Source organism: Phenylobacterium sp. VNQ135, assembly GCF_049445735.1.
In the GTDB taxonomy this organism is placed as follows: domain Bacteria; phylum Pseudomonadota; class Alphaproteobacteria; order Caulobacterales; family Caulobacteraceae; genus Phenylobacterium.
Genome location: NZ_JBMSDS010000001.1, coordinates 611,452 through 632,937 on the forward strand (window position 1 = coordinate 611,452; position 21,486 = coordinate 632,937).

The 21,486-nt window shown below is 69.2% G+C and carries 21 protein-coding genes; 3 read left to right on the forward strand and 18 right to left on the reverse strand.

The features are described 5' to 3' along the window. Window positions 1-96: 96 nt before the first annotated feature. Complete coding sequence (locus tag ACO2Q0_RS03275; protein ID WP_423350043.1) at window positions 97-1,404, reverse strand: nucleotide sugar dehydrogenase; 1,308 nt, start codon at window positions 1,402-1,404, stop codon at window positions 97-99. A 226-nt stretch (window positions 1,405-1,630) separates the two neighbouring features. Between ACO2Q0_RS03275 and ACO2Q0_RS03280 the strand changes: the two genes are divergently transcribed. Continuing rightward, window positions 1,631-2,125: a DUF4402 domain-containing protein gene (locus tag ACO2Q0_RS03280; RefSeq protein ID WP_423350044.1), complete on the forward strand. Its 495-nt coding sequence runs from the start codon at window positions 1,631-1,633 to the stop codon at window positions 2,123-2,125. A gap of 3 nt (window positions 2,126-2,128) precedes the next feature. Here the strand turns inward: ACO2Q0_RS03280 and ACO2Q0_RS03285 are convergent, their stop codons facing one another. From ACO2Q0_RS03285 to ACO2Q0_RS03350, 14 genes are all read right to left on the reverse strand, one after another. Then, entirely contained in the window at window positions 2,129-4,018 is a 1,890-nt protein-coding gene (locus tag ACO2Q0_RS03285; protein WP_423350045.1) for an AGE family epimerase/isomerase, read from the reverse strand. Next, a complete protein-coding gene (locus ACO2Q0_RS03290; protein ID WP_423350046.1) occupies window positions 4,015-4,368 on the reverse strand; it encodes a hypothetical protein in 354 nt (117 codons plus the stop codon). The genes ACO2Q0_RS03285 and ACO2Q0_RS03290 overlap by 4 nt, the downstream gene beginning before the upstream one ends. Next, entirely contained in the window at window positions 4,365-5,171 is an 807-nt protein-coding gene (locus ACO2Q0_RS03295) for a sugar phosphate isomerase/epimerase family protein (RefSeq protein WP_423350047.1), read from the reverse strand. The genes ACO2Q0_RS03290 and ACO2Q0_RS03295 overlap by 4 nt, the downstream gene beginning before the upstream one ends. A 1-nt stretch (window position 5,172) precedes the next feature. Beyond that, window positions 5,173-5,955, reverse strand: coding sequence for a pyridine nucleotide transhydrogenase (locus ACO2Q0_RS03300; protein ID WP_423350048.1), 783 nt, complete (start codon window positions 5,953-5,955; stop codon window positions 5,173-5,175). Beyond that, window positions 5,952-7,031, reverse strand: coding sequence for an NAD(P)/FAD-dependent oxidoreductase (locus tag ACO2Q0_RS03305; protein WP_423350049.1), 1,080 nt, complete (start codon window positions 7,029-7,031; stop codon window positions 5,952-5,954). Before ACO2Q0_RS03305 ends, ACO2Q0_RS03300 begins: the two co-directional genes overlap by 4 nt. Then, window positions 7,028-8,032 (reverse strand): glycosyltransferase, encoded by a 1,005-nt coding sequence (locus ACO2Q0_RS03310; protein WP_423350517.1) that lies wholly within the window; start codon window positions 8,030-8,032, stop codon window positions 7,028-7,030. The genes ACO2Q0_RS03305 and ACO2Q0_RS03310 overlap by 4 nt, the downstream gene beginning before the upstream one ends. Before the next feature lie 84 nt (window positions 8,033-8,116). After that, window positions 8,117-8,902, reverse strand: a complete 786-nt coding sequence (locus tag ACO2Q0_RS03315; protein ID WP_423350050.1) for a hypothetical protein — start codon at window positions 8,900-8,902, stop codon at window positions 8,117-8,119. Window positions 8,903-9,011: 109 nt separating this feature from the next. Continuing rightward, window positions 9,012-9,431: a DUF4112 domain-containing protein gene (locus ACO2Q0_RS03320; RefSeq protein ID WP_423350051.1), complete on the reverse strand. Its 420-nt coding sequence runs from the start codon at window positions 9,429-9,431 to the stop codon at window positions 9,012-9,014. A 43-nt stretch (window positions 9,432-9,474) separates the two neighbouring features. Further along, on the reverse strand, window positions 9,475-12,075 hold the full coding sequence (locus ACO2Q0_RS03325; protein WP_423350052.1) for a polar localization protein TipN: 2,601 nt from the start codon (window positions 12,073-12,075) through the stop codon (window positions 9,475-9,477). Between the two features lie 120 nt (window positions 12,076-12,195). Next, window positions 12,196-12,417, reverse strand: a complete 222-nt coding sequence (locus ACO2Q0_RS03330) for a hypothetical protein (RefSeq protein ID WP_423350053.1) — start codon at window positions 12,415-12,417, stop codon at window positions 12,196-12,198. Between the two features lie 109 nt (window positions 12,418-12,526). Next, window positions 12,527-13,072: a methylated-DNA--[protein]-cysteine S-methyltransferase gene (locus ACO2Q0_RS03335; protein WP_423350054.1), complete on the reverse strand. Its 546-nt coding sequence runs from the start codon at window positions 13,070-13,072 to the stop codon at window positions 12,527-12,529. Continuing rightward, a complete protein-coding gene (locus tag ACO2Q0_RS03340) occupies window positions 13,041-14,558 on the reverse strand; it encodes an AlkA N-terminal domain-containing protein (RefSeq protein WP_423350055.1) in 1,518 nt (505 codons plus the stop codon). The genes ACO2Q0_RS03335 and ACO2Q0_RS03340 overlap by 32 nt, the downstream gene beginning before the upstream one ends. Window positions 14,559-14,652: 94 nt before the next feature. Next, complete coding sequence (locus ACO2Q0_RS03345) at window positions 14,653-14,835, reverse strand: hypothetical protein (protein WP_423350056.1); 183 nt, start codon at window positions 14,833-14,835, stop codon at window positions 14,653-14,655. Window positions 14,836-14,935: 100 nt separating this feature from the next. After that, window positions 14,936-16,240 carry a spinster family MFS transporter gene (locus tag ACO2Q0_RS03350; RefSeq protein WP_423350057.1) on the reverse strand — a complete coding sequence of 435 codons (1,305 nt, stop codon included), beginning with the start codon at window positions 16,238-16,240 and terminating at the stop codon, window positions 14,936-14,938. Between the two features lie 282 nt (window positions 16,241-16,522). Between ACO2Q0_RS03350 and cysD the strand changes: the two genes are divergently transcribed. Both cysD and cysN read left to right on the forward strand, forming a co-directional pair. Beyond that, on the forward strand, window positions 16,523-17,476 hold the full coding sequence (gene cysD / locus ACO2Q0_RS03355) for a sulfate adenylyltransferase subunit CysD (protein ID WP_423350058.1): 954 nt from the start codon (window positions 16,523-16,525) through the stop codon (window positions 17,474-17,476). Next, window positions 17,476-19,380, forward strand: coding sequence for a sulfate adenylyltransferase subunit CysN (gene cysN, locus ACO2Q0_RS03360; protein ID WP_423350059.1), 1,905 nt, complete (start codon window positions 17,476-17,478; stop codon window positions 19,378-19,380). The genes cysD and cysN overlap by 1 nt, the downstream gene beginning before the upstream one ends. Here the strand turns inward: cysN and ACO2Q0_RS03365 are convergent. From ACO2Q0_RS03365 to ACO2Q0_RS03375, 3 genes are all read right to left on the reverse strand, one after another. Next, window positions 19,377-19,949, reverse strand: coding sequence for a TetR/AcrR family transcriptional regulator (locus tag ACO2Q0_RS03365; protein WP_423350060.1), 573 nt, complete (start codon window positions 19,947-19,949; stop codon window positions 19,377-19,379). The genes cysN and ACO2Q0_RS03365 overlap by 4 nt on opposite strands. Beyond that, window positions 19,946-20,365 (reverse strand): ester cyclase, encoded by a 420-nt coding sequence (locus ACO2Q0_RS03370; RefSeq protein WP_423350061.1) that lies wholly within the window; start codon window positions 20,363-20,365, stop codon window positions 19,946-19,948. The genes ACO2Q0_RS03365 and ACO2Q0_RS03370 overlap by 4 nt, the downstream gene beginning before the upstream one ends. Before the next feature lie 75 nt (window positions 20,366-20,440). Further along, window positions 20,441-21,460 carry a zinc-dependent alcohol dehydrogenase family protein gene (locus ACO2Q0_RS03375; RefSeq protein ID WP_423350062.1) on the reverse strand — a complete coding sequence of 340 codons (1,020 nt, stop codon included), beginning with the start codon at window positions 21,458-21,460 and terminating at the stop codon, window positions 20,441-20,443. Window positions 21,461-21,486 lie beyond the last annotated feature (26 nt).

Genomic DNA, 21,486 nt, shown 5'->3' on the forward strand with positions numbered 1-21,486 from the left:
GAGAGTGTGACAAGAGGAAGACCGGATCGCAGCATTTCGGAAGCGGCTCCGCCGGGCGCCTAAGTCTTGGGCGCCTGCCTGAAGCTTGAGCGAGGACTAGAGGCGGAGGTCGGCGGTCGCCTTCGGGAGCGCGGCTTTCACGTCGAACAGAACCGCGCCAGGTCCGCCTAGGCTGCGGATGGCGTCCGCCCCCATCTCCACGAACTGGCGGTGCGCGACGGCGAGGACCACGCCGTCATAGACGCCTGCCTGCGGCCGCTCCACCAGGTCCAGATCGTACTCGTGGCGGGCGTCGGCCGCCGAGATCCAGGGATCCCAGACATCCACCTCCACACCGTAGTCGGCAAGCTCGCGGACGATGTCGATCACCCGGGTGTTGCGCAGGTCCGGGGTGTTTTCCTTGAACGCCAGACCCATCACCAGGACGCGGGCCCCCTTCACCATGACGCCGCGCCGGATCATCTCCTTGACCAGCTCCCGGGCGACGTATCCGCCCATGCCGTCGTTGATCCGCCGACCGGCGAGGATCACCTCGGGATGATAGCCGAGGGCTTCGGCCTTGTGCGTCAGGTAATAGGGATCGACGCCAATGCAGTGGCCACCCACGAGGCCCGGCCGGAAGTTCAGGAAGTTCCACTTGGTGGCGGCCGCCGCCAGCACCTCCTGGGTGTCGATCCCGAGCCGGTGGAAGATGAGCGCGAACTCGTTGATAAGGGCGATGTTCAGGTCGCGCTGGGTGTTCTCGATCACCTTGGCCGCTTCCGCGACCTTGATGGAACTGGCGCGATGTACGCCGGCCGTCACCACAGAGGCGTAGAGCGCTTCCACGAAGTCCGCCGCCTCGGGAGTAGATCCGGCCACGACCTTGACGATGTTCTCGAGCCGGTGGTTCGGATCGCCAGGGTTCGCCCGTTCCGGGCTGTAGCCGACGAAGAAGTCGCGGTTGAACGCCAGACCTGAGACCTCCGCGACGATCGGGACGCAGTCCTCCTCGGTCGCGCCGGGATAGACGGTGGATTCGTAGATCACCACGCCGCCCGTTCCGATGGCCGCGCCCACCGCGCGGCTCGCCGCCTTCAGGGCTGTCAGGTCGGGCCGCTTGTGCTCGTCGATCGGCGTGGGCACCGTCACGACGAAGACGTTGCAGCCCTTGAGGTCAGCCGCCTCGGCGCTGAACGTCAGCTGCTCAGCCGCCGCGAGCGCCTCGGGCGGAACCTCGAGGGTGCGATCACGTCCGGAAGAGAGCTCGGCGATCCGGCTGGCGTCGATATCAAACGCGACGACCTCGTGGCCACGCGCGAAGGCCACGGCCAGCGGAAGGCCGACGTAGCCCAGGCCGATGACGGCGATCTTGGCGGGCGCCGCGACGAAGGGGTTCTGCACCATCGGGACGCTGCCTAGCACGGTTCGCGCCGCCTGCGTGAAGACCGGGGGTCTGCGTCCGACAAGACCGCCCGGCTGGGTTGCAGCGCGAGTATGTGTGGTTGGTGGCGGACGTGTGCGCTGTAAGCCTATTTTCAGGAGGCTGAGCTAATGCTTCGGCGCTCAATGGCCGCCCCTTCGCCGAGCGGCGAGCAGTGGAACGAAGCTGGTGTCGCCTCACATGCACGTGCTCCGAGCTGTCGCCGCCATGGCCGTTCTCGCCGCCGCAGGCCAAGCGATGGCGCAAGGCTCCGCTCAGCAGAGCGTCGCCGGCACCGGCACGATCTTCCAGCCGATCGTGCTCAGCAAGGTGACCGACCTCGAATTCGGAACCGTGGTGCGGCCGCTGGCGGGCAGCGGAACTGTCGCGGTCGATCCGGCGACCGGTCAGCGCAGCATCGTCGGCCAGGGATTCCTGGTGTCTTCCGGCGCGACACCGACGCGGGCGGCCTTCACGGTGGCTGGCGAAGGCGCGCAGACCTTCTCGATCAACGTCGCGCCCAGCCTGACGCTCACGCGCTCCGGCGGCTCGGAGACGCTCAACGTGAACCTCACGCCCTCGGCCGCCACGGGTACGCTGGCCGGCCCTGCGGGCAGCACGGGAACCGCCAGCTTCGGAATAGGCGGCCAGCTTCCCGTGTCGAGCGCCACGACGGTCGGCGCCTATGCCGGGACGTTCACGGTCACCGTAGCCTACAACTGAGGCCTAGCCGACGCCGCGCAGCGCGAGCACCGCTCCGAGGATGTGGTAGAACGAGGTCGCCGGCGCCGGTTCCTCCAGAAAGACCCCGTCCGCCTGCATCTTATCGCGCCATAGGCCGGGCGTCGGCGTCCGCAGATAGGCGGCCAAGCCGCGGGCGGCCGAAAACGCATCGGCCTCGGCGCCCAGGAGCAAGGCCGCCTTCAGACGTTCGGTCTGGGGCCAGAGACGCGCTCCGGCGTCGCGGATGCTGAGGTCGTCCCAGAGCGCGTTCACCGCCACCTCGCGGTCGCCGTCGACACCGGCCGCGCCGATCGCATAGAGCCGCTTGGCCGCGTCCCGGGCGCGCGCGTCGCCGCGCCGCCGCCCCCACTGCTCGAGCAGCCAGGCCCATTCGAACTGGTGGCCCGGTTCGACAAGCCCGTCCTCCCCTTCGACGGCGGACCATGTCTCGTCGAAGAACTCGCGCAGCATCCCGCTATCGGGGTGGATGAACCGATCGAGCGCGAGCCGTGCGATCTCGTCGGCCAGCGCCTTCCAGGCCGGATCGCCGTCCGCCGCTTCCCATGCGAGCGCCGCCTCGAGCACATGCATCTGGGCGTTTGCCTGGAACGGCCGTTCGCCCACTTCCCGGAAACCTCCGGCCGGATGCCGCAGCTTGTCCATGGCCTGCCGCAGGGCGTGGCCCGCCTGCGGCCAACGAGCCTCGGCGGGCTGGGCCCGATGAAGCGCGCATGCGGCCAGCATCACGAACGCCTGTTCGTAGAGGTGGCCCGTGCGGTCGAGCCCTGCGCCATCTGGCGAAAGGGAATAGGCGAACAACCCGTCGCGCCTTCGGCCATTCCGCACCAGGAAGTCGAAGCCCCGGATCGCCTGCTCCAGCCACGGGCCTTCGAAGCCCTCGGCCGCGGCGGTGGCGAACACATAGACCTGACGGGCCATGCTTCGCGTGCGACGGTGCGGTTCGTGCGGCCGCCCCTCCAGCGTCAGCGCCTCGCGGAAGCCGCCATTCTCGGGATCGACGCCAGCCGTGCTCCACAGCGGCAGCGCGGCGGTCCGCAGCCAGCCGGCGTACCAGTCCCGGGCGCCTGCCAGCGAGTCGAAGGGCGCTTTCGGCCGCACCGGGTCGAAGCGCCCGAGGCAGGCGCGAGCCAGCGTCTTCAACAGGGCCAGCTCGCCGTGGAAGGGCCGGATCTTCGTCGGCGCCTTCTGGTCCTTGGGATACCGGCGCGCCGTCGGGAGCTCCACGCATTGGAAGCCCAGACGCGGGGCGCGGTAGTTCATGTAGGCGAGCAGTTCGTAGTCGCGGAACACCGGCCGGAAGATGGACATCTCAGCGTTGGCCAGCAGTCGGCGGCTGTAGCCGCGGAAGCCCTGGGTGGTGTCCGTCCAGTGGAAGCCGGACGTCCAGCTCAGCGCCGGCGCGTGCACGAGCCGGATAGCGAGGTCCCGAAGCCCCGGCGTGTTCTCGGCTATGCCGCCCGGAACGTACCGGGACGCCTGGACGAAGTCGTAGCCCCGTTCCAGCGCCTGCACGAAGGCCGGGATCGCGTCCGGATCGTCCTTGTCGTTTCCGTCGATGGTGACCACGCCTTCGTAGCCGTGGTCGAGCGCGAAGGCGTAGGCGCAGAGCAGTTGGGCGCTGAGCTTGCCTGAACCGGTCTTGCGGATCAGGCCCACGACCCGGTGCTGGTCCAGCCGCTCAGGCGCCAGCGAACCGTCGGTCGAGCCGCCGTCGACGATCAGGATGTCGGCCAGGTCGGCGATGTTCAGCGCGCTCATCCGCGCGAGCAAGCGTCCGATCCGCTCGCCCTCGTTGATCACCGGGATGACGACGCAGTGGTCCTTGGTGCGGCCGGTCCACCGTTCGACGATGTGTTCGGGGACGTACCTCACGCGGGAGCCCGCGTCAGAGCCAGGACCACGATGCCGGCGAGCAGCAGCGAATAGCCGAGCCAATGCAACGCCGTGAACGTCTCCCGCAGCATCAGCGCCGAGCAGAGCCCGACCAGTACGATCGCCCCGGCCGTCGCCACCGGATGGGCCACATTGAGCGGCAGGCGGGTGACCGCTGCGGCATAGGCCAGGAACGCCACGCCATAGCTCACGGCGGCCAACCAGAGCCGGCCGTTGGTCGCCAGCACCATGGGATTGGAGAGATCGAGCGGGCTGTCGGAGCTCAGCTTGACCAGGACGCTGGCCGCCGCGTTCGCCAGGACCCCCACGAGGATCAGCAGCCAGGTCAAGCGGCGTCTCCATAGGCAGCGGTGACGGCGGCGACCGCCCGGGTCACGGCCGCCAGACCGTCGGGCTGGGTCGCCATCTCCACCGTGACGGTCAGGTCCGGACGCAGGCGGCGGATCGTCTCGGCCGCAACGGCGTGCGGCGCGCCCGCCTCGCCCACCGTCACAAGGCCCGGCTCGCTGGCGTGGGCGTGGCCGAAGAGGTCGGCGTGCGCGGCGATGACCGCGGCGGGGTCCTCGCCTTCCACGCCCATCGTGCCGACGTCGAGCTGCAGGCGCACGGCCGGGTGATCCACCGCGCGCACCATCGCGGCGGCTTCATCGGTGCGGACCATGAAGTTGCAGCCGTACATGGCCGGATTGGCCTCAAGGCACACGAGGACGCCGTGCTGGGCCGCCGCATCGCCCAGCCGGCGGAAGAAGTCCACGGCGATCCCCTGGGCCTTGGCCTCGTCGAGGCCGGTGCGGTCCCGCTGCTTCGGCGACCCGAACACCAGCGCCTGCGCGCTCAGGAGGCCGCCGACCCGGCATTGCGCGGCGAGCCGGTCCAGCATGGTCCCGTCGTCTTGGAAGAGGTTCAGCCCGGTCGTCCCGAACAGCAGGCCCTGCATGCCGACGATCTGGAAGCCGCGATCGGCCCACCAGCGGCGCACGACCTCGATCTCGGATACGGTCGCCGCCGCCGGATCGGCGAAATACTTGCCCGGCGCGACGTCCACGCAGGTGATCCCCGCCGCCGACAGCATGTCGGCCGCCGCCGGCTCGTCGGCGATGTCCCAGGCGATGTTGGAGACGGACAGGCGCATGTCAGGCCAGCGGCTTCGACGCGGGTTCGGACTGGGCATAGGCGCGGATCGCCAGCAGGCTCTCACGCCGACCGTATTGATAGTCGCCCTGCCCGCCGAACAGCGGCGCATGGCGGGTGCGCAGATCGTAGGCCGCCGGCGCGCGCCCCTCGACCTCGTTCTCGAACGTCCGGCCAAAGCCTTCGCGAGCCACCTCCGCCACCGAGAGCGGCTCCGCCGTCAGGTGCAGCACCTTCAGCCCCGCCGCCAGCGCCGTCTGCAGATCCGCCCAGAGGTTCACCATCGGGTAGAATTGATAGACCCCGCGCGCGTCGACGGACGCCAGGTTGTTGTCGTTCCTGAGGTCGAAGATCGCGTTCTTCCGCAGACCGGGGCCGACCAGGCCCGGCAGCCGGACGATGAGGACTTCCGGGAAATGATTCGCGGCCCAGCGCTCCAGCCAGCGTCGGTTGCGGCCATAGGCGCTTGGCGCCTGGGCGTCCGGATCGCTGTCCTCGTCCGCGCCGCGACTGTCGGCGAAGACGTCCACCGTGCTGATCAGGACGAGCCGCCGGGCGCGCGCCTGCTCCAGGTTGGCGGCCAGCCCCTCGAGTTTGGCGCGGTCGACCTCCGGCGCCCGGTCGGCGATCCACTTCTGGGCCGGCGCCCCTGCGCAGATCAGCAGGTCGGCCTCACATCCGCGGATACGTTCGATGTCTGTCGACCGGTAGGTCTGATCGAAGGATCGCTGGCGCAGCAGCGTCTGGCCCACGAAGCCGCTCCAGCCCACGAGCACATCGGTCATGGCAGCGCCTCCTCGTCGAGACGGGCCAGGACATCGAACACGTTGTCGATCTTGCCGCCCAGGACGCTGACGAGCCGGCCGCCCGGACCGCGGCGCTCGAACAGGATCGGCCGGCCGTCGTCGCCCTCGTTGCGCGCCAGCACCGTCTTCACGGTGAACAGCGACCCTTCGTAGCCTGCGCGCGCCATGGACGGCACGTAGCGGGCGGCGTCGCGCAGCATGCGATCGACGCGCGTCTCCTTCGCATGCGCGGTCAGCACCGCCCGCGGGTCCCGCTCGCCGGTCTCGGTCCAGCTCATGTGAGGCGTATAGCGGACGTGGCTTAGGGAATGCAGCCCGCGCGACGGGAACGGCATGCACGAGAAGAAGGGACCGTCCATTACGGTGATCCCTAAGCCGTCCAGTTCTGGCGGCGGGCGGACCAGCGCCATTTCGGTAAGTTCGTGCTTGAGCGCCAGAGGCGGACCAGAGGCGAGCGCCTGCAGCCGGCTGTAGGTGCAGTTGAACACCAGGTCGGCGCGGAAAGTCCGTCCGCCGGCTTCCACGGCGGCTCGGGCATCATCCACGCGCACGGCCTCGACCTCAGCGTTCAGCCGGACGTCGACGCCGGATCGCGCGAGCAAAGCTTCGGACAGGCGCGCCAGCCGCTCGGCGTCGAACGCGGCCTCGTCGGCGAGATAGGCCCGCGCCACGGTGCGCGGATTGAAGAGCGCCGCGATCGCCTCCGGGGCCGACGCCAACGGCGCGCCGATGTCGGCGCAGAACCGCTCCATCTGGCGCGGCGTCACCTTCGAATTCCGCGCCGCCAGGGCGTAGACAGCCTGGAAGCTCACGACGGCCTCGCCGTACTCGGCCAGGAACCGCGGATAGTTCACCCGGCTGCGATAAGCCGTCGTGAAGCTGCGGAGGTAATGATAGCCGGCGTGGACGCGAGCCTGATTCACGAACGAGGCCTCGCCCAGCAGACGCGGCCCCGCTTCGAACAGCGTCACGTCTGAGACGCCGCGCTCGGTCTTCAGGTAGGCCGCGATAGTGGCGCCATAGAAGCCGCCGCCGACGACGATGGCGGTGGTCATCTGGCCCGCTTCTGCGCCGGCTTGCGCTCGGCCTCGACGTTCAGCTTCGCGCGCCGCGTCATGACTGCGCTCGTGTGCTCGCCGGCGAGATAGTAGGACGGACCTTCCAGCGTCCAGACCAGCATCTGGGCGACGTATTCCACGAGGATGAACACCACCAGCGACAGCAGGAAGAACATCCCCGACTGCTGCAGCGACAGCGTCGTCCAACCCGGCATGACATCGGCCTTGAACAGCCGGATCAGGATCACGTAGCCCGAGTAGATCAGGTTGAGCGTCGCCCCGCCGATCGCCAGGGCCGAAGCAATGCGCAGCGGCAGCATGGTCTGGGCGAACAGCAGGTTGAGGCCGCGTCGGGCCTTGGCGCGCAGGCCCTCGCCGTCGTGCGCCGCACGCGGGCCGGCATAGTCGAGGCTGGCCTTCGGGAAGCCCGCGAGCGCGGGCAGCGCGCGGTAGCGGAGCGCGGGCTTGGGCTGCTCCATGAGGAAACTGACCACCCGCTTGCTGAGGATCCGGCAGCTGGCGCCCTCAACGGCTAGGTCCACGCCCACGAGCTTGCGATAGGCCGCTCGGAAAAGCCGGTCCAGCAGGCGTTCGGACCCGGTCATCGGCTTGAGCGTGGTGTTGCGGATCGTGACGAGATCGACGCCTTCCGCGATCTTTCCAATCGCCTGGGGCAGAAAACCGAGGTCCTCGTTCAGAGGGTCCAGCACCAGGACGTAGTCGCCCAGCGCGTTCTCCACGCCGGCCCAGACGGCGATCTCGAAATCGACCTCGCGGATCAGGCGATAGATCTGCAGGTTGGGCAGACCGCCCTCGCCCACAAGCCCTGCGTACTCCCCGGCCGAACCGTCGGTGGAGCCGTTGTCGACCACGACGATCTCGAAGTCCTCGACCTTGGCCGCCAACTCGGCGACGAGCGGCTCAAGAAGCGCGCGCACGCGGCCGCCGGTGTTCCGAAGCGGCACGACGACCGAAAGCAGGATCGGATAAGGCTGCACCAAGGCCGCGCCCCCTACGCGCTACCGCACGGATGCCGGATCGACGGCCGTTCGGCAAGGCGCGTGGAGGGCGGGTCCGCGGGTTCAGCCGAACTCGTAGGTGACGCCGCCTAGGGCGAGGTTGTTCACGTAGGCGTCGGTCGCGCCGTTCCCCGAGCCCAGCGCCAGAGACCAGCCCAGGACGACGCTGTCGGCGTCGAAATGCAGACCGCCGGCGGGCGTGTAGCCGTCGGCGTCGGACCAGTCGCTTAGCGTCGTCATGTTGGCGATCTGGTCGCGGTTCACCCCGAGCGAACGTTGCCACGCCGTCCAGTCGTCACCCGAAAGGTCCGCGGTCTGCCAGCTGTCCGTCGGAGCCGGGCTTTCGCCCTGGTAGGCCCATTCGAAGACCAGCTCACCGCGATCGCTCGTCGTCGTCAGGTCGCCGTCGGCGTCGACCACGAGGCGCAGCACCGGGATCACGTCGGTTCGGGTGGACTCGGCCACATAGTAGTCGAACCGCAGCGTGCCCAGGTCGCCCAGGGTGACCTGCTGGTCTTGATCGAGCCCGACGTTCAGCCGAAGCCGGCCGTTGTCGACGTCGGTGACAAGGTGCAGCGCCTCCTGCCCGCCGATGCTGTCGATGCTGATCTCACCCTGGCGCACTTCGGTGTTCAGGAGACCGCCGTCCGCCAGGACGGTGGTCGCGGAGGTGACGCTGGTCGTGGTCGGATTGTCGACGTCGATCCCGTCGATCCGCACGGTGTAAACGCCGTCTGACATCGCGTCGTCGGCATGCTTGAGGTGGCCCAGGCCCTTGCCCTGGCCGTGTTCGTAGTGGCCGCGACCTTGGCCCGGCCCTTCCTCTTCCACAAAGCTGATGATCGGCATGCAAGCGCTCCTCTACTGCCGGCGTGTCTTACCGGGCTGCTGCGAGAGATTGCGCCCTCCCCGGCTTCGAACTTTCCGGGGGCTCTTCGGTTATGTCATCCCCGCGACATTACGGGATCGGCCGCGGTCCGACGCGACGGGCGCGCCGCGCCCGCACCTCCTCATCCTCGAGGTCGGCCGGGCGGCCGTGCCGGCGCTCGATGTCCTTCTGCAGGGCCTTGGCGGCCATGGCGTGTCCAGGAAACAGCGTGTCGACGGCCCAGCCGGCCAGGGGCACGCCCGAGCTGATCGTGTCGAGGCCCAGCAGGAGCCCCATCTTCGCAAGAGTGCCGCGCGAGGCTCCGGCCTGAACCGCCTCGGCGAACAGGAGGGCCGCCGCGCCGACGGAATAGGCCGTGCCGGCCACAGGCACCCAGGCCAGCACGCCGTCGATGCCGATGCCGAACGGTCCGATGCCGACCATCCGGTCCGAAAGGATGCGGATGCGCTCGGCGCGCCGCCAGGCGGTATGGGCGCGATGCTCGTCCATCGCCGACTAACGCCGGCGATGGCGGCTCAGGTTCCCCGAGGTGCTAGAGCATCCCGCCCGCGGCCGCGTCCAGCAACAGGTACAGCCGCCCCGGCTCACCGGCCAGCAGTTCGACCATCAGGTGTCCCTGCGGATCGCGGACCACCGCATCGTCGATCAAGGTCTTGTAGCGGCGCAGGTACACCTCGGTCCTCCGCTTGACCTCGTCGTCGGTGAAGAGACGACGCGCGATGCGCCGCGTCGCGGCCGGCGCGAGCTTCTTCACGACCTGCCGCGCGCCGTCCTCGTCGCCGGTCTGGACCGCCGCGGCGATCTCCTCGATGCGGCCCTTGGGCAGCAGCTTGGCGGGATCGACCCCCATGCGAGCGAGTTCGGCCGCGAGGGCCGCCTCCAGGCGCTCGCCTTCGCCGTCGGAGCCGTCCAGAGAGGCCAGCAGGTCCTTCCAGGTCCAGGTGTCGCCGTCGGCCGGCGTTTCCTCGGCCTCGTCGTCGTCGGTCGCGGGGCTCGCCGCTCTGCCTCCGGCGGCGGCGAAGACGGCGGTGAACTCCCGGTCCGTGGCGGTGGGCGTCAACTTCAGTCGCGCACGCAGGCCGAGCTGCTGCGCCAAGGCGCCGCCCGGCGCCGGCGCTTCCGGCGCTTCCGGCGGCGCTTCGGAGGCGGCCGGCGCGTCCAGCTCCAGGGGCTCCTCATCGGCTGGCTCAGCCAAGATCTCGAAGGCCGGCGTGTCCGCATGAGGCGCTTCCGCGGGCGGCGAATCTGCCCGCGCAGAGGCAGCGGCCCTTGCGCGCGACGGCGGCGTCGGAAGCGGCGCCGGGGCCGAGGCCACGGTCCCCATCAGCCGCACGGCCTCGGACAGCATTTCGAAGTTGCGGCGGACCCGATCCTGGAACGCCGCGTCGATGGCCTGCGCCTCCTCGGCGGTGCGTCGGGCCTGCTCCATCAGCTCGTCCATGCCGTGGGCGACCGCGGCCTTGACCTGTTCGGCCTGTCCGCGGGCCGCGGCGGGCAGCCGCGAGGCCCGCTGCTCCAGCTCGCCCAGCATGGCTGACAGCTCGTCCAACGTCGCGCGCGCGGCCACAGCGCCCTCCTCCAGCTTCCGGGAGGTAGCCGCGCCGGCTTCCTCGACCATCCTGGAAGACTGCTCGACGAGCGCCCGGGCTTCCTCGAGCCGGGCCTCGAACACCTGGTTGGCCTTCTGGCCGGCGGTGAACGCGGCTTCCGAGAGCTGGTCCACCTGTTCGCGCGCGGTGGCGGCGTGGCGCGCGGCGGCTTCGCGGGTCTCCTCGGCGGCGGCGGCCAGCGCGTCGATGGCGGCCCGGGTCTGCGCCTCGAGCTTCGCCCGCTGGTTCGCGGCGGCGGCCGAGACCGCCTCGAGGGCATGAAGGGTGGAGAGGCCGAATTCCTCGCGCTCGGCCTTCGCCGTTTCCGCCAGATCGCGGAACTGCAGGGCCGCATCGGCCATCAGCTGTCGCAGCGCCTCGCCGCCCTTGGTGGCGCGGTCGCTCATCTCGGCGGCCGAGAGACGAGCCTGGCCGATGAATTCCGACAGACGGGCCGCGTGGGCTTCGGCCTCGCTGGAGAAGTTCTCGTGGTCCGAGCGCAGCGCGGCGGCGAGGGTGATCAGCGCCGCGCGCTGTTCCGAAAGCCCGCTCTCGACGGCGCGCGCCTGTTCAGCCACGCCTACGCCGGCGGTCTCCAGGCGCGCGATGTGACGCGTCAGATCCTCGCCCGCCATGCGCGCGGCGTCGCTGGCCTCGCCGGCGGCGGCGGCCAGGTCTGCGGCGCGGGCGCCGAGCGCGGTCTCGGCTTCCCGGATCTGCGTCTCCGCGAGGCCCGCTGCATCGGCGACCATCTTAGCGTGCAGGGTGATGGAATCGGCCACCCGGGTCGCCTGGGCGTCCAAGGTGTGGGCGAGTTCGCCCATTTCGCTGCGCTCGCGCCCTAGCGTACCGGCAAGTTCCTGGGCGGTGCGCACCGACTGGGCGGTGGCGCCGGCGAGCTTCTCGGTTTCCAGCGCCAGGGCGTCGCGCAGGGCCAGCAGGGTTTCGCGCGCGTCCTCCGCCGTCGCGCCCGCACGGGCGATCTCGTCGCGCACCGCCTGCGCCACATGGCCGGCGCGCGCGGCGGCGACGACGGCCGGCGTCAGCATGTCTTCGGCCATCGTCTTCGCTCGACGCGCCTCGAAGGCCAGCTTTTGGCCCTGCCGGATCATGAAGGCCGCGCCCCACACGAACGCCGCCGGTCCAATGGCCAGGAGCGCGAAGACGGCCATGGCGAAGCTATCGTTCTGCAGCGGCGCCACGCCGCCGCGATAGCCCACCGCAAACGCGATCGGGGCGATGGCCCAGAGGACCGAGACGGCCACAGCCGCCACCCAGATCGGCCAGCCCGACGGCGGCGCCAGTTCGTCCATGGTCGAGGGGCCGTAGGTCGGCTCCGGCTGGAACTCGGGCCTCGGCGCCGGCATGCGCGCGTCCTGCGTCGTCACCTGCGCGGCGGCGGGCGGCGGCTCCAGCGGCGGGAGGGCCTGCGCCTCGGCTTCGGCAAGGCTCTCGCGCACCGGTTCCGCATCGGCTTGCGACGCAGGCGCCAGCCCGGCCACAGCCCCGAAATCAGCCGGTTGTCGCCGCTTCGAGAACTTCATGCGCGGCAATCCCCTTCCCCGCTACGCTGCGGAAAGGATTACCCGCCCGGCGAGCGGACGCAAACAGCCGCCGCGAATCAGCAGGTCATTCGGGTCGGATTGTCGCGGGACCGATGAGCCTCAGGCCCGGACGACAACAGCCTTGCGCTCGTCGGGGCAGTCGACGGCGGCCTTATCGGAGACCTTCTGCGCCTTCCGGGGGGAGCGAGCCACGACGCGCTGTTCCGCCGTCGGAGCCGGCCGTTCGAAGGTCGGGGCGTCCAGGGTCACGCCGAAATGCGAGAAGGCGACAGCGGACGAATGCACGACCACCGCGGCCACAACTTCCGTCAATGTCGCCATCGGCCCTCTCCCGATCCCAGCGCGACTCCGCCGAGCGGTGTTATACGTCACGCCAAGCTTCGCCGCACCCGGCTCCGTTCCTTAAATTTCCGCAATGTTGCGGACCGCGTCAGGCGGCCACCCGGTCCTTGAAGGTCGCACCCTCGTGGGCCAGCAGCCACTTCTTGCGCGGCAGGCCGCCGCCGTAGCCCGTCAACGACCCGTCCGAGCCGATCACCCGATGGCATGGCACCACCACCGCCACGGGGTTCGAGCCATTTGCGAGGCCCACGGCGCGCACCGCCGCCGGCTTCCCGATCGCCCGGGCGAGCTTGGCGTAGGTCCAGGTCTCTCCCGTCGGGATATCGCAGAGCGTCGCCCAGACCTTCTTCTGAAACTCCGTACCGGCGCCGTCCCAAGGCACGCTCGACAGGGCATCGAGATTCCCGGCGAAATAGCGCTCAAAGGCCGGACGGGTCGGACTGCGCCCTTCCGCCAGGGCGGCCTTGGGATATCGGCGGCCGATCCACGAGCGCATGCGATCCTCGTAGTCGGTCCAGTTGAAGGCGCGAAGCACGCCTTCTTCGTCGGTGACCACCAGCGCGGTCCCGATAGGCGTCTGGATTCGATCGAGCGTCAGCGTCTCAGGCTGCGCGGCGGCTTGCGTCTTTGGCATCGCTCTTGGTCCTCTTGGTCTCGGATTGAGCCGCATCGTGGGCCCAGAGATGTTGGGCGGCGTAGGCGCGCCATGGGCGCCACCGCTCGCTGCGGGCAAGCAGTTCGTCTGCGGTCGGTCGGCGGCCGCTCTCGTCGGCCATGGCGCGCAGCAGGGCGATGTCCGCCCCTGGAAAAGCGTCGGGTTCGCGCAGCTCGCGCAGGGCGATGTACTGGGCCGTCCACTCGCCGACGCCGGGCAACGCCTTCAGCGCCGCGACGGCGCTCTGCAGGTCAGCCCGGGGCGTGAAGATCGCGGGGTCTTCGGCGACGGTGCGCGCGAGCGCCTCCAAGGCCGCGCCCCTGGCGCGGGGCATGCCCAACGCCGCGATGTCCTGCCCAACCAAGCGCTCCGGGGGCGGGAAGACACAGGTCAGGCCGAGTTTGGCCGCGGCCGGATCGTGGATCGGCTCGCCATACGCCTCGGTCAGCTTGCCGGCCAGGGCGCGCGCCGCGCCGACCGTGATCTGCTGGCCCAGTATGGCGCGGACCGCCAGCTCGAAGCCGTCCCATGCTCCGGGCGCACGGAGCCCCGGCCGCGCCGTCACCAGCGGAGCCAGCGCGGGGTCCTGGCTGAGGTGATCTCCGATCAGCGCCGGATCGGCCGCCAGATCGAACACGCGCCGGATCCGCGCGATCACCGCCGGCAGCGCCTTCAGTTTCGGGAAGTGGATCTCGGCGTTCAGGGCGTCGTCACCAATGCGCGGCGTCACCACCACCACGCCACGCGCGCCGTCGACCTCCAGCGTGCGGGCGTACCGCCGCGGCTCCACGCTCTCGACGCCAGGAATGGCCCGATCGGCCAGGAAGCGGATGATCGCGTCCCAATCGTACGGCGGCCGGTAGGGCAGTCGAACGACAATGCCCTCGGCGGCCGGAACGTCGTCCTGCCGCGAGCGGCGCAGCTCTCCCGGCGGGCGGCCGAACAGCTGCTGGAAGGTCTCGTTGAACCGACGCACGCTGCCGAAGCCGGCGGCCAGGGCCACCTCGCCCATCGGCAGGCGGGTCTCCTGGATGAGCTGTTTCGCCAGCAGTACGCGGCGGGTCTGGGCCACCGAGACCGGCGAGGCGCCGAGATGTTGCCGGAACAGCCGGCGGAGCTGTCGCTCACCGACGCCGAGCCGCGCGGCAAGGGCGTCGACGTCGCCCGTGTCCATGGCGCCGCCCTCGATCAGCGCCAGCGCGCGCGACACGGTGTTGGAAGTCCCCCGCCACGCGCCGAGGTCGGGCGACGCCTCCGGGCGGCACCTGAGGCAGGGACGGAAGCCCGCTTCCTGCGCCGCGGCGGCACTCGGATAGAACACCATGTTCTCAGGCTTCGGCGTCCGCGCAGGGCAGATCGGCCGGCAGTAGATGCCAGTCGTCTTCACGGCGCCGAAGATGCGTCCGTCGAACCGGTGGTCGCGGGTGACGAAGGCGCGGCGGCAGGCTTCGAAGTCCATGTCCATGGCCGCGAAGATGCGCCGCGTTCGCGCGCCAGTCTCGCGGTTTTCGGACACAGATCAGGTCATGTTCGCGGTTTTCGGACCACGAACGAAGGGCTCAGCCCGCCTTCGCAGCCTTGCGCGTGACCAGCTTCGGCGGGTTCACCGCGTTCGGCGTGTCGGCGCGCGGCCGCTGCCAGCGCCACTCGTACGGCTTCAGCCAAACCCAGCCGCCTTCGCTGAGCCGCTTCGGCGTCAGCGCATAGCTGCGGATCCACATCGGGTTGGAAGTCTCGCGCACGGAACTCTACTCGGGAATCAGGAACGCCCCACATCCGCACCATAGCCCGGCGCCGACCCTCAGGGGATGCGGCGCGCGCGCCTATCCACAGCTCAGAGCCTCAGCCGATCGCAGCCGCCAGGCGCTTGTCGCGGCTGATCGACCAGGCGGAGAGCAGGTGCGCCAGGATGGTGACCACGATGACCGGGATCAGCCAGGTGAAGCCGACGACCAGCGAGTTGTCGCCATGCTCTGCCTTCGCCATGTCCGAGATGCGGCCCACGTAGACCGGTCCGATCCCGAGCCCGATCAGGTTCAGGACGAAGAGCAGGATCGCGCCCGAAATGGTGCGGCGGTTCGGGGCGACCGCATTCTGGACGACGGCCAGGGCCGGAGCCAGGTAGCAGTTGTTGAGCAGAGCCGGGACCGCCATGCACGCGAGGGCGACCTGCCAGGTCGGCGCATACAGCAGGCCGACCCAGAACGGGATGGTGATGGCGAAGGCGATCGCCGGAACCCAGGCGAACCAGCGTCGATCCTTGGCGCCCAGCTTGTCCACCAGCCAGCCCGCGCCGAACGTGCCGATCATCCCGGTGATGCCCAGCACGAGGCTGTAGTATGCGGCCACCTGGGTCAGGCTCATGCCCTTCACTCGCATGAGGAACGGCGGGTTCCAGGTGAGGGCGGCATAGCCGACGAAGGCCGAGAGGCCGGCCGCGAGCGCCGTGAGCACGAGCGTGCGGTTGCTGAAGAAGCCCGCGAAGGCCGTGACGATCGACGGCGCTGCGTCGTGGCTGTCCTTGCCCTCGGCGAAGGCGTCCAGCCCGCCGCGCTTCGGTTCGCGGACGATGAACAGAACCGCGAGCGCCAGGATGATGCCCGGCACGCCCATGACGAAGAAGGCCGTGCGCCAGCCATGCTCGGCTGCGATCCAGCCCCCGAACGCCGCGCCGAACATGGACCCGGCCGGGACGCCAAGGGAGTAGATAGCGAGCGCCGTCCCCCGCTCCTCCGGCTTGAAGTAGTCCGAGATCAGCGAGTAGGACGGCGGCGATCCGCCGGCCTCGCCGATGCCGACGCCCATCCTGTACAGGGCGAGCTGGACGAAGTTGGTCGCCGTGCCGCACAGGGCGGTGAACAGGCTCCACAGAGCGCACGCGCCCGAGATGATCCAGACGCGGCGCGCGCGGTCGGCGAGCCAGCCGACCGGAATGCCGAAGCCCGTGTAGAACAGCGCGAAGACGATACCGCCAAGCATGCCCAGCTGGGTGTCCGTGAGGTTCAGATCCTCGCGGATCGGCTCAGCGAGGATCGAGACGATCTGCCGGTCGAGGAAATTCAGCGTGTAGACGACGGCCAGAAGCCAGACGACGAGATAACGGTAGCTGCCCGTAACCTTGGGCGCCTGCACGGCGTCGACGCTCATCGATTCCCCCTAGTCACCCGCAGGCCGGCTTTCCGGCTCGAAGAACGGGTATGCGTTTCCACCCCGATTGATGCCACGCGCGGCCACGGGCCGCCAGTCCGATTGCGTTTCAGGGCTGAAGCGCGTGGCGGGCCGTCCACTTTCGCTGGCCTGGGCCAGAGAATTCCTGGGGGCGGCTCACCTTGCCTGTGTCCGGCCCCTCCTCTAACTCAGCGACAGGGCCGGCCCGGGCGCGAGCGACTGCGCACGGGAAATCTTCAATCTTTGCTGTAAGGTCCTATCATGGACGCTCGCGTCCTCGCCCGTTCAACCGACCCCGCAGACGCCTTGTCCCGACAGACGCTCACCCACCTGCAGCGGCTCGAGGCCGAGAGCATCCACATCATGCGCGAGGTCGTCGCCGAGTGCGAACGGCCGGTGATGCTGTATTCGATCGGCAAGGACTCGGCCGTGATGCTGCATCTCGCAGCCAAGGCCTTCTACCCCTCCAAGCCGCCCTTCCCGCTTCTGCACGTCGACACCACCTGGAAGTTCCGGGCGATGTACGAGATGCGCGAGCGTATGGCCCGCGAGCTGGGCTTCGAGCTGCTGGTCCACAAGAACCCCGACGCGCTGGCCCAGAACATCAATCCCTTCACCCACGGCAGCGCGGTGCACACCGATGTCTGGAAGACCGAAGGGCTGAAGCAGGCGCTAGACAAGTACGGCTTCGACGCGGCTTTCGGCGGCGCCCGGCGCGACGAGGAGAAGTCACGCGCGAAGGAGCGCATCTTCTCGTTCCGCTCGGCCCAGCATCGCTGGGACCCGAAGAACCAGCGTCCCGAGCTCTGGAAGCTCTACAACGCCCGCAAGAACCCCGGCGAGAGCGTCCGCGTGTTCCCGATCTCGAATTGGACCGAGCTCGACATCTGGCAATACATCTTCCTCGAGAACATCCCCATCGTGCCGCTGTACTACGCGGCCGAGCGGCCGGTGGTGGAGCGTGACGGCACGCTGATCATGGTCGACGACGACCGCTTCCCGCTGCGCGATGGCGAAACCCCGCAGATGAAGTCGGTGCGCTTCCGCACGCTGGGCTGCTACCCGCTGACCGGCGCCGTCGAGAGCACCGCCGCCACCCTGCCCGAGATCATCCAGGAGATGCTGCTCACCACGACCAGCGAGCGCCAGGGGCGGGTCATCGACCACGATCAGGCCGCCTCGATGGAGAAGAAGAAGCAGGAGGGCTACTTCTGATGGCCCACCAGTCCGCTCTGATCGCCGAGGACATCCAGGCCTACCTGAAGCAGCACGAGGTGAAGAGCCTGCTGCGCTTCATCACCTGCGGCTCCGTGGACGACGGCAAGTCGACGCTGATCGGCCGGCTGCTCTACGACAGCAAGATGATCTTCGAGGACCAGCTTGCGGCCCTCGAAGCCGACAGCAAAAAGGTGGGCACCCAGGGCGGCGAGATCGACTTCGCCCTGCTGGTCGACGGTCTGGCCGCCGAGCGCGAACAGGGCATCACCATCGACGTCGCCTACCGGTTCTTCTCGACGGACAAGCGGAAGTTCATCGTCGCCGATACGCCCGGCCACGAGCAGTACACGCGCAACATGGTCACGGGCGCCTCCACGGCCGACGCCGCGGTCATTCTGATCGATGCGCGCAAGGGCGTGCTGACGCAGACGCGCCGGCACAGCTTCCTCGTCAGCCTGCTGGGCATCCGCCACGTCGTGCTCGCGATCAACAAGATGGACCTAGTCGGCTGGAGCCAGGAGACGTTCGAGCAGATCGTCGCCGACTACCACGACTTCGCCGCCCAGATCGGCATCCGCGACTTCACCGCCATCCCGATGTCCGCGCTGAAGGGCGACAACATCACGGAAGCTTCGGCCAACACGCCCTGGTACGCCGGGCCCCCGCTGATGCGCTGGCTGGAAGACGCGCCGGTCGAGGACGACCTGCAGGAAAAGCCGTTCCGCATGCCCGTCCAATGGGTGAACCGGCCGAACCTCGACTTCCGCGGTTTCTCAGGCCAGATCGCCTCGGGCATCGTGAAGCCGGGCCAGAAGGTGAAGGCCCTGCCCTCGGGTCGCGAGAGCACCGTCGAGCGCATCGTCACGATGCGGGGCGACCTCGACCAGGCGGTCGCGGGCCAGTCGGTCACCATCACCCTCAAGGACGAGATCGACGTCAGCCGCGGCGACGTCCTCGCCGCCGCGAGCGAGCCGCCGGAAGTCGCCGACCAGTTCGAGAGCACCATCGTCTGGTTCGACGACGAGGCCCTGCTGCCCGGCCGCCCCTATCTCCTGAAGCTCGGCACGCGCACGGTGACGGCCCAGATCACCGAGCCCAAGCACAAGGTGAACGTCAACACGCTCGAGAAGCTCGCCGCCACCCGGCTGGAGCTGAACGAGATCGGCGTCTGCAACCTGGCGCTTTCGGCGCCCATCGCCTTCGACCCCTACGTCGAGAACAAGGACCTCGGCGGCTTCATCCTGATCGACCGGCTGTCGAACCGCACGGTCGGCGCGGGCCTCCTGAACTTCGCCCTGCGGCGCAGCCAGAACATCCACTGGCAAGCCCTTGATGTTCATAAGGAAGCGCGCTCCGCCCTGAAGGGCCAGAAGCCGCGCGTCGTTTGGTTCACCGGCCTCTCCGGGGCCGGCAAGTCGACCATCGCCAACCTCGTCGAGAAGCGCCTGCACGCCGAGGGGCGCCACACCTACATCCTCGACGGCGACAACGTCCGCCACGGCCTCAACAAGGATCTGGGATTCACCGAAGAGGACCGCGTCGAGAACATCCGACGGGTCGCCGAGGTGGCCAAGCTGATGGTCGACGCAGGCCTGATCGTGCTGGTCAGCTTCATATCGCCCTTCCGCGCCGAGCGCCGAATGGCCCGCGAGCTGATGGGCGAGCGCGAGTTCGTCGAGGTGTTCATCGACACGCCGCTGGCCGAGGCCGAGAAGCGGGACGTGAAGGGGCTCTACAAGAAGGCGCGCGCCGGCGAGCTCAAGAACTTCACCGGCATCGACAGCCCCTACGAGCCGCCCGAAAACGGCGAGATCCGCATCGACACCACGGCGATCTCGCCCGACCAGGCGGCCGAGCAGATCTTCGCCTGGCTGGAAGGCGGCTTCGATCCGGGCATCTAGCCGCGGGCGGCGTCCACCAGAGCCCTGATGGCCCAGCGCTTCACGGCGCGGGCCTCGGCGGCGTCGAGCTGCAGCACGTCCTTGAAGACGACCATCGCCTCGGTGCCGATCAGCACGGCCAGCGCCCGGCTCAGCTTTGCACGCGCCGCTGGCGTGAAGTCGCCGCCCTCAAGGGCCGCCTCGATCAGCGGCGTGCGCCTGTTCTGCCGTCGCGGCGAACTCTCGCCCTCCAAGGCCTGGGCCATGGAATTGGCCAGCATCATCCGGAATTGCGGCTCGTTGGCCTCCAGCAGTGTGTCGAGCGCCGCGTCCAGCCGCTCCAGGCGGGCCACGGGATCGGCCGGCATGCCCTGGTAGAGGTCGCCCGGCTCGGGCATGGCCACGTCCAGGGACGCCTCCACCAGCAGCGCCTCGATGCTCGGGAAGTAGCGGTAGGCGGTGGCCCGCGAGACCAGCGCGGCTTCCGCGACCTCCTCCAGGCTGGGCTTGCGCCCTTCGCGGGTCAGCTTGGCGGCGGCCTCCAAGAGCGCCTTGCGCGTGCGCCGCCGCTGGTTCTCGCGGCCGCTCACTGCGGGAGCTGCTGAAAGATCGCGGCCATGTCGAGCCACACGTTCTCCCGGCGGATGTCGCCGTTGTCGGCGAACTCGACCACGTGCAGCAGCCGGAACTCCAGCGGACGATCCCGGCCCTCCAGGCCGAAAGGCCGGCCGACCGCCTTGCCACGCCAGAGGGACTCGTCGACCAGGAAGTCCTCGCCGTAGAGACGCCGCAGGCATTCGATCCGCCCGTCCGCCAGATCGGCGAACAGCGTCTCGTAAAACGGCCGCGCCCCGTCCCGCCCACGCGTCGGCCCCGTTGGCCAGCCGACAATGTCGTGCTCGGCGTCAGCGTGCATGGTCGCCAGCACGCCTTCCACGTCGTCCGCCTGTGCGAAGGCGAAGTGTTCGTCGATCTTCCGATCCATCTGCTCGCGCGTCAGCGCCATCTCGCAACCCTCCAGCTCGACTGTGGCGCGCGAGATAATGAGACATTTGTCTCACGTCAAGATGTACGTCTCAGATCAGAACTCCAGCACGATCTTCCCGAAGTGCTCGCCCGCGCCCATCGCGGCGATCGCGGCCTTGGCCTCGGTCCACGGCATCACCTTGTCGACGACAGGCTTGATCCGATGCAGGTCGATGAACCGGCACATGGCCTCGAACATGTCGCGCGAACCGACCGACAGCCCCTGCAGCTTGGCGGAGTTGCCGATCAGCGCTGTCGGATTGAACGGCTCCCCCGCCCCGGCGACGATGCCGATGATGGCGATGTGCCCGCCGATCCTGACGGCCTTCATGCTCTCCTGGATGGTGCCGCCGCCGCCCACCTCCATGATGAAGTCGGCGCCGCGGCCCTCGGTGACCTCACGGACCGGCTTCGACCATGCCGGCGTCTGCCTGTAGTTCACCAGGTGATGGGCCCCGAGCGCCCTGGCCCGCTCCAGCTTGGCGTCGGACGACGAGGTGATCAGCGTCCGATAGCCCGCCGCCCGCGCGAACTGCAGGCCGAAGATCGAGACCCCGCCCGTGCCCTGCAGGACCACCGTGTCGCCGGGCTCGAGCCGTGCATCCACGAACAGGCCGCGCCAGGCCGTCAGCGCCGCACACGGCAGCGTCGCGACCTCGTGGTCCGTGAGGAAGTCCGGGACCTTCGACAGGCCCTCCTGGCTGAACACCTGCAGCTCTGCGCCGGCCCCCGGCACGGGAAAGCCCAGGGCGCTCGACAGCTTCTCCAGCGTCGGCGGCCCCGACACCCAGTTCTGGAAGAACAGCGTCGAGACCCGGTCGCCAACCTTGAACCGCGTCACGCCGGGCCCGACGGCCTCGACATAGCCGCAGCCGTCCGAGAAGGGCGTGATCACGTCGTTCGCCGTCGCTGCGGCGCGGCCGTACATGCCGTGGATCATCAGGAAGTCGCGGTAGTTCAGCGAGCAGGCCTTCATCCGCACCAGCACCTGGCCGTGGCCCGGCGTGGGCTCGGGCGCCTCCATCACCCGGATGGCGTCGGGGCCCCAAGGGCTGGTCACCTGCAGCGCGCGCATCGTCTCGTTCCTCCGCTTGGAGGCAT

What these genes read in the sequence shown, in the direction of transcription:
- ACO2Q0_RS03280 (WP_423350044.1), top strand. Translation starts at nt 1,631, where the DNA reads ATGGCCGTTCTCGCCGCCGCAGGCCAAGCGATGGCGCAAGGCTCCGCT.
- ACO2Q0_RS03295 (WP_423350047.1), bottom strand. Translation starts at nt 5,171, where the DNA reads ATGCGCCTGTCCGTCTCCAACATCGCCTGGGACATCGCCGACGAGCCG.
- ACO2Q0_RS03300 (WP_423350048.1), bottom strand. Translation starts at nt 5,955, where the DNA reads ATGACCGATGTGCTCGTGGGCTGGAGCGGCTTCGTGGGCCAGACGCTG.
- ACO2Q0_RS03305 (WP_423350049.1), bottom strand. Translation starts at nt 7,031, where the DNA reads ATGACCACCGCCATCGTCGTCGGCGGCGGCTTCTATGGCGCCACTATC.
- ACO2Q0_RS03315 (WP_423350050.1), bottom strand. Translation starts at nt 8,902, where the DNA reads ATGCCGATCATCAGCTTTGTGGAAGAGGAAGGGCCGGGCCAAGGTCGC.
- ACO2Q0_RS03320 (WP_423350051.1), bottom strand. Translation starts at nt 9,431, where the DNA reads ATGGACGAGCATCGCGCCCATACCGCCTGGCGGCGCGCCGAGCGCATC.
- ACO2Q0_RS03325 (WP_423350052.1), bottom strand. Translation starts at nt 12,075, where the DNA reads ATGAAGTTCTCGAAGCGGCGACAACCGGCTGATTTCGGGGCTGTGGCC.
- ACO2Q0_RS03330 (WP_423350053.1), bottom strand. Translation starts at nt 12,417, where the DNA reads ATGGCGACATTGACGGAAGTTGTGGCCGCGGTGGTCGTGCATTCGTCC.
- ACO2Q0_RS03335 (WP_423350054.1), bottom strand. Translation starts at nt 13,072, where the DNA reads ATGCCAAAGACGCAAGCCGCCGCGCAGCCTGAGACGCTGACGCTCGAT.
- ACO2Q0_RS03340 (WP_423350055.1), bottom strand. Translation starts at nt 14,558, where the DNA reads ATGGACATGGACTTCGAAGCCTGCCGCCGCGCCTTCGTCACCCGCGAC.
- ACO2Q0_RS03350 (WP_423350057.1), bottom strand. Translation starts at nt 16,240, where the DNA reads ATGAGCGTCGACGCCGTGCAGGCGCCCAAGGTTACGGGCAGCTACCGT.
- cysD (WP_423350058.1), top strand. Translation starts at nt 16,523, where the DNA reads ATGGACGCTCGCGTCCTCGCCCGTTCAACCGACCCCGCAGACGCCTTG.
- cysN (WP_423350059.1), top strand. Translation starts at nt 17,476, where the DNA reads ATGGCCCACCAGTCCGCTCTGATCGCCGAGGACATCCAGGCCTACCTG.
- ACO2Q0_RS03370 (WP_423350061.1), bottom strand. Translation starts at nt 20,365, where the DNA reads ATGGCGCTGACGCGCGAGCAGATGGATCGGAAGATCGACGAACACTTC.
- ACO2Q0_RS03375 (WP_423350062.1), bottom strand. Translation starts at nt 21,460, where the DNA reads ATGCGCGCGCTGCAGGTGACCAGCCCTTGGGGCCCCGACGCCATCCGG.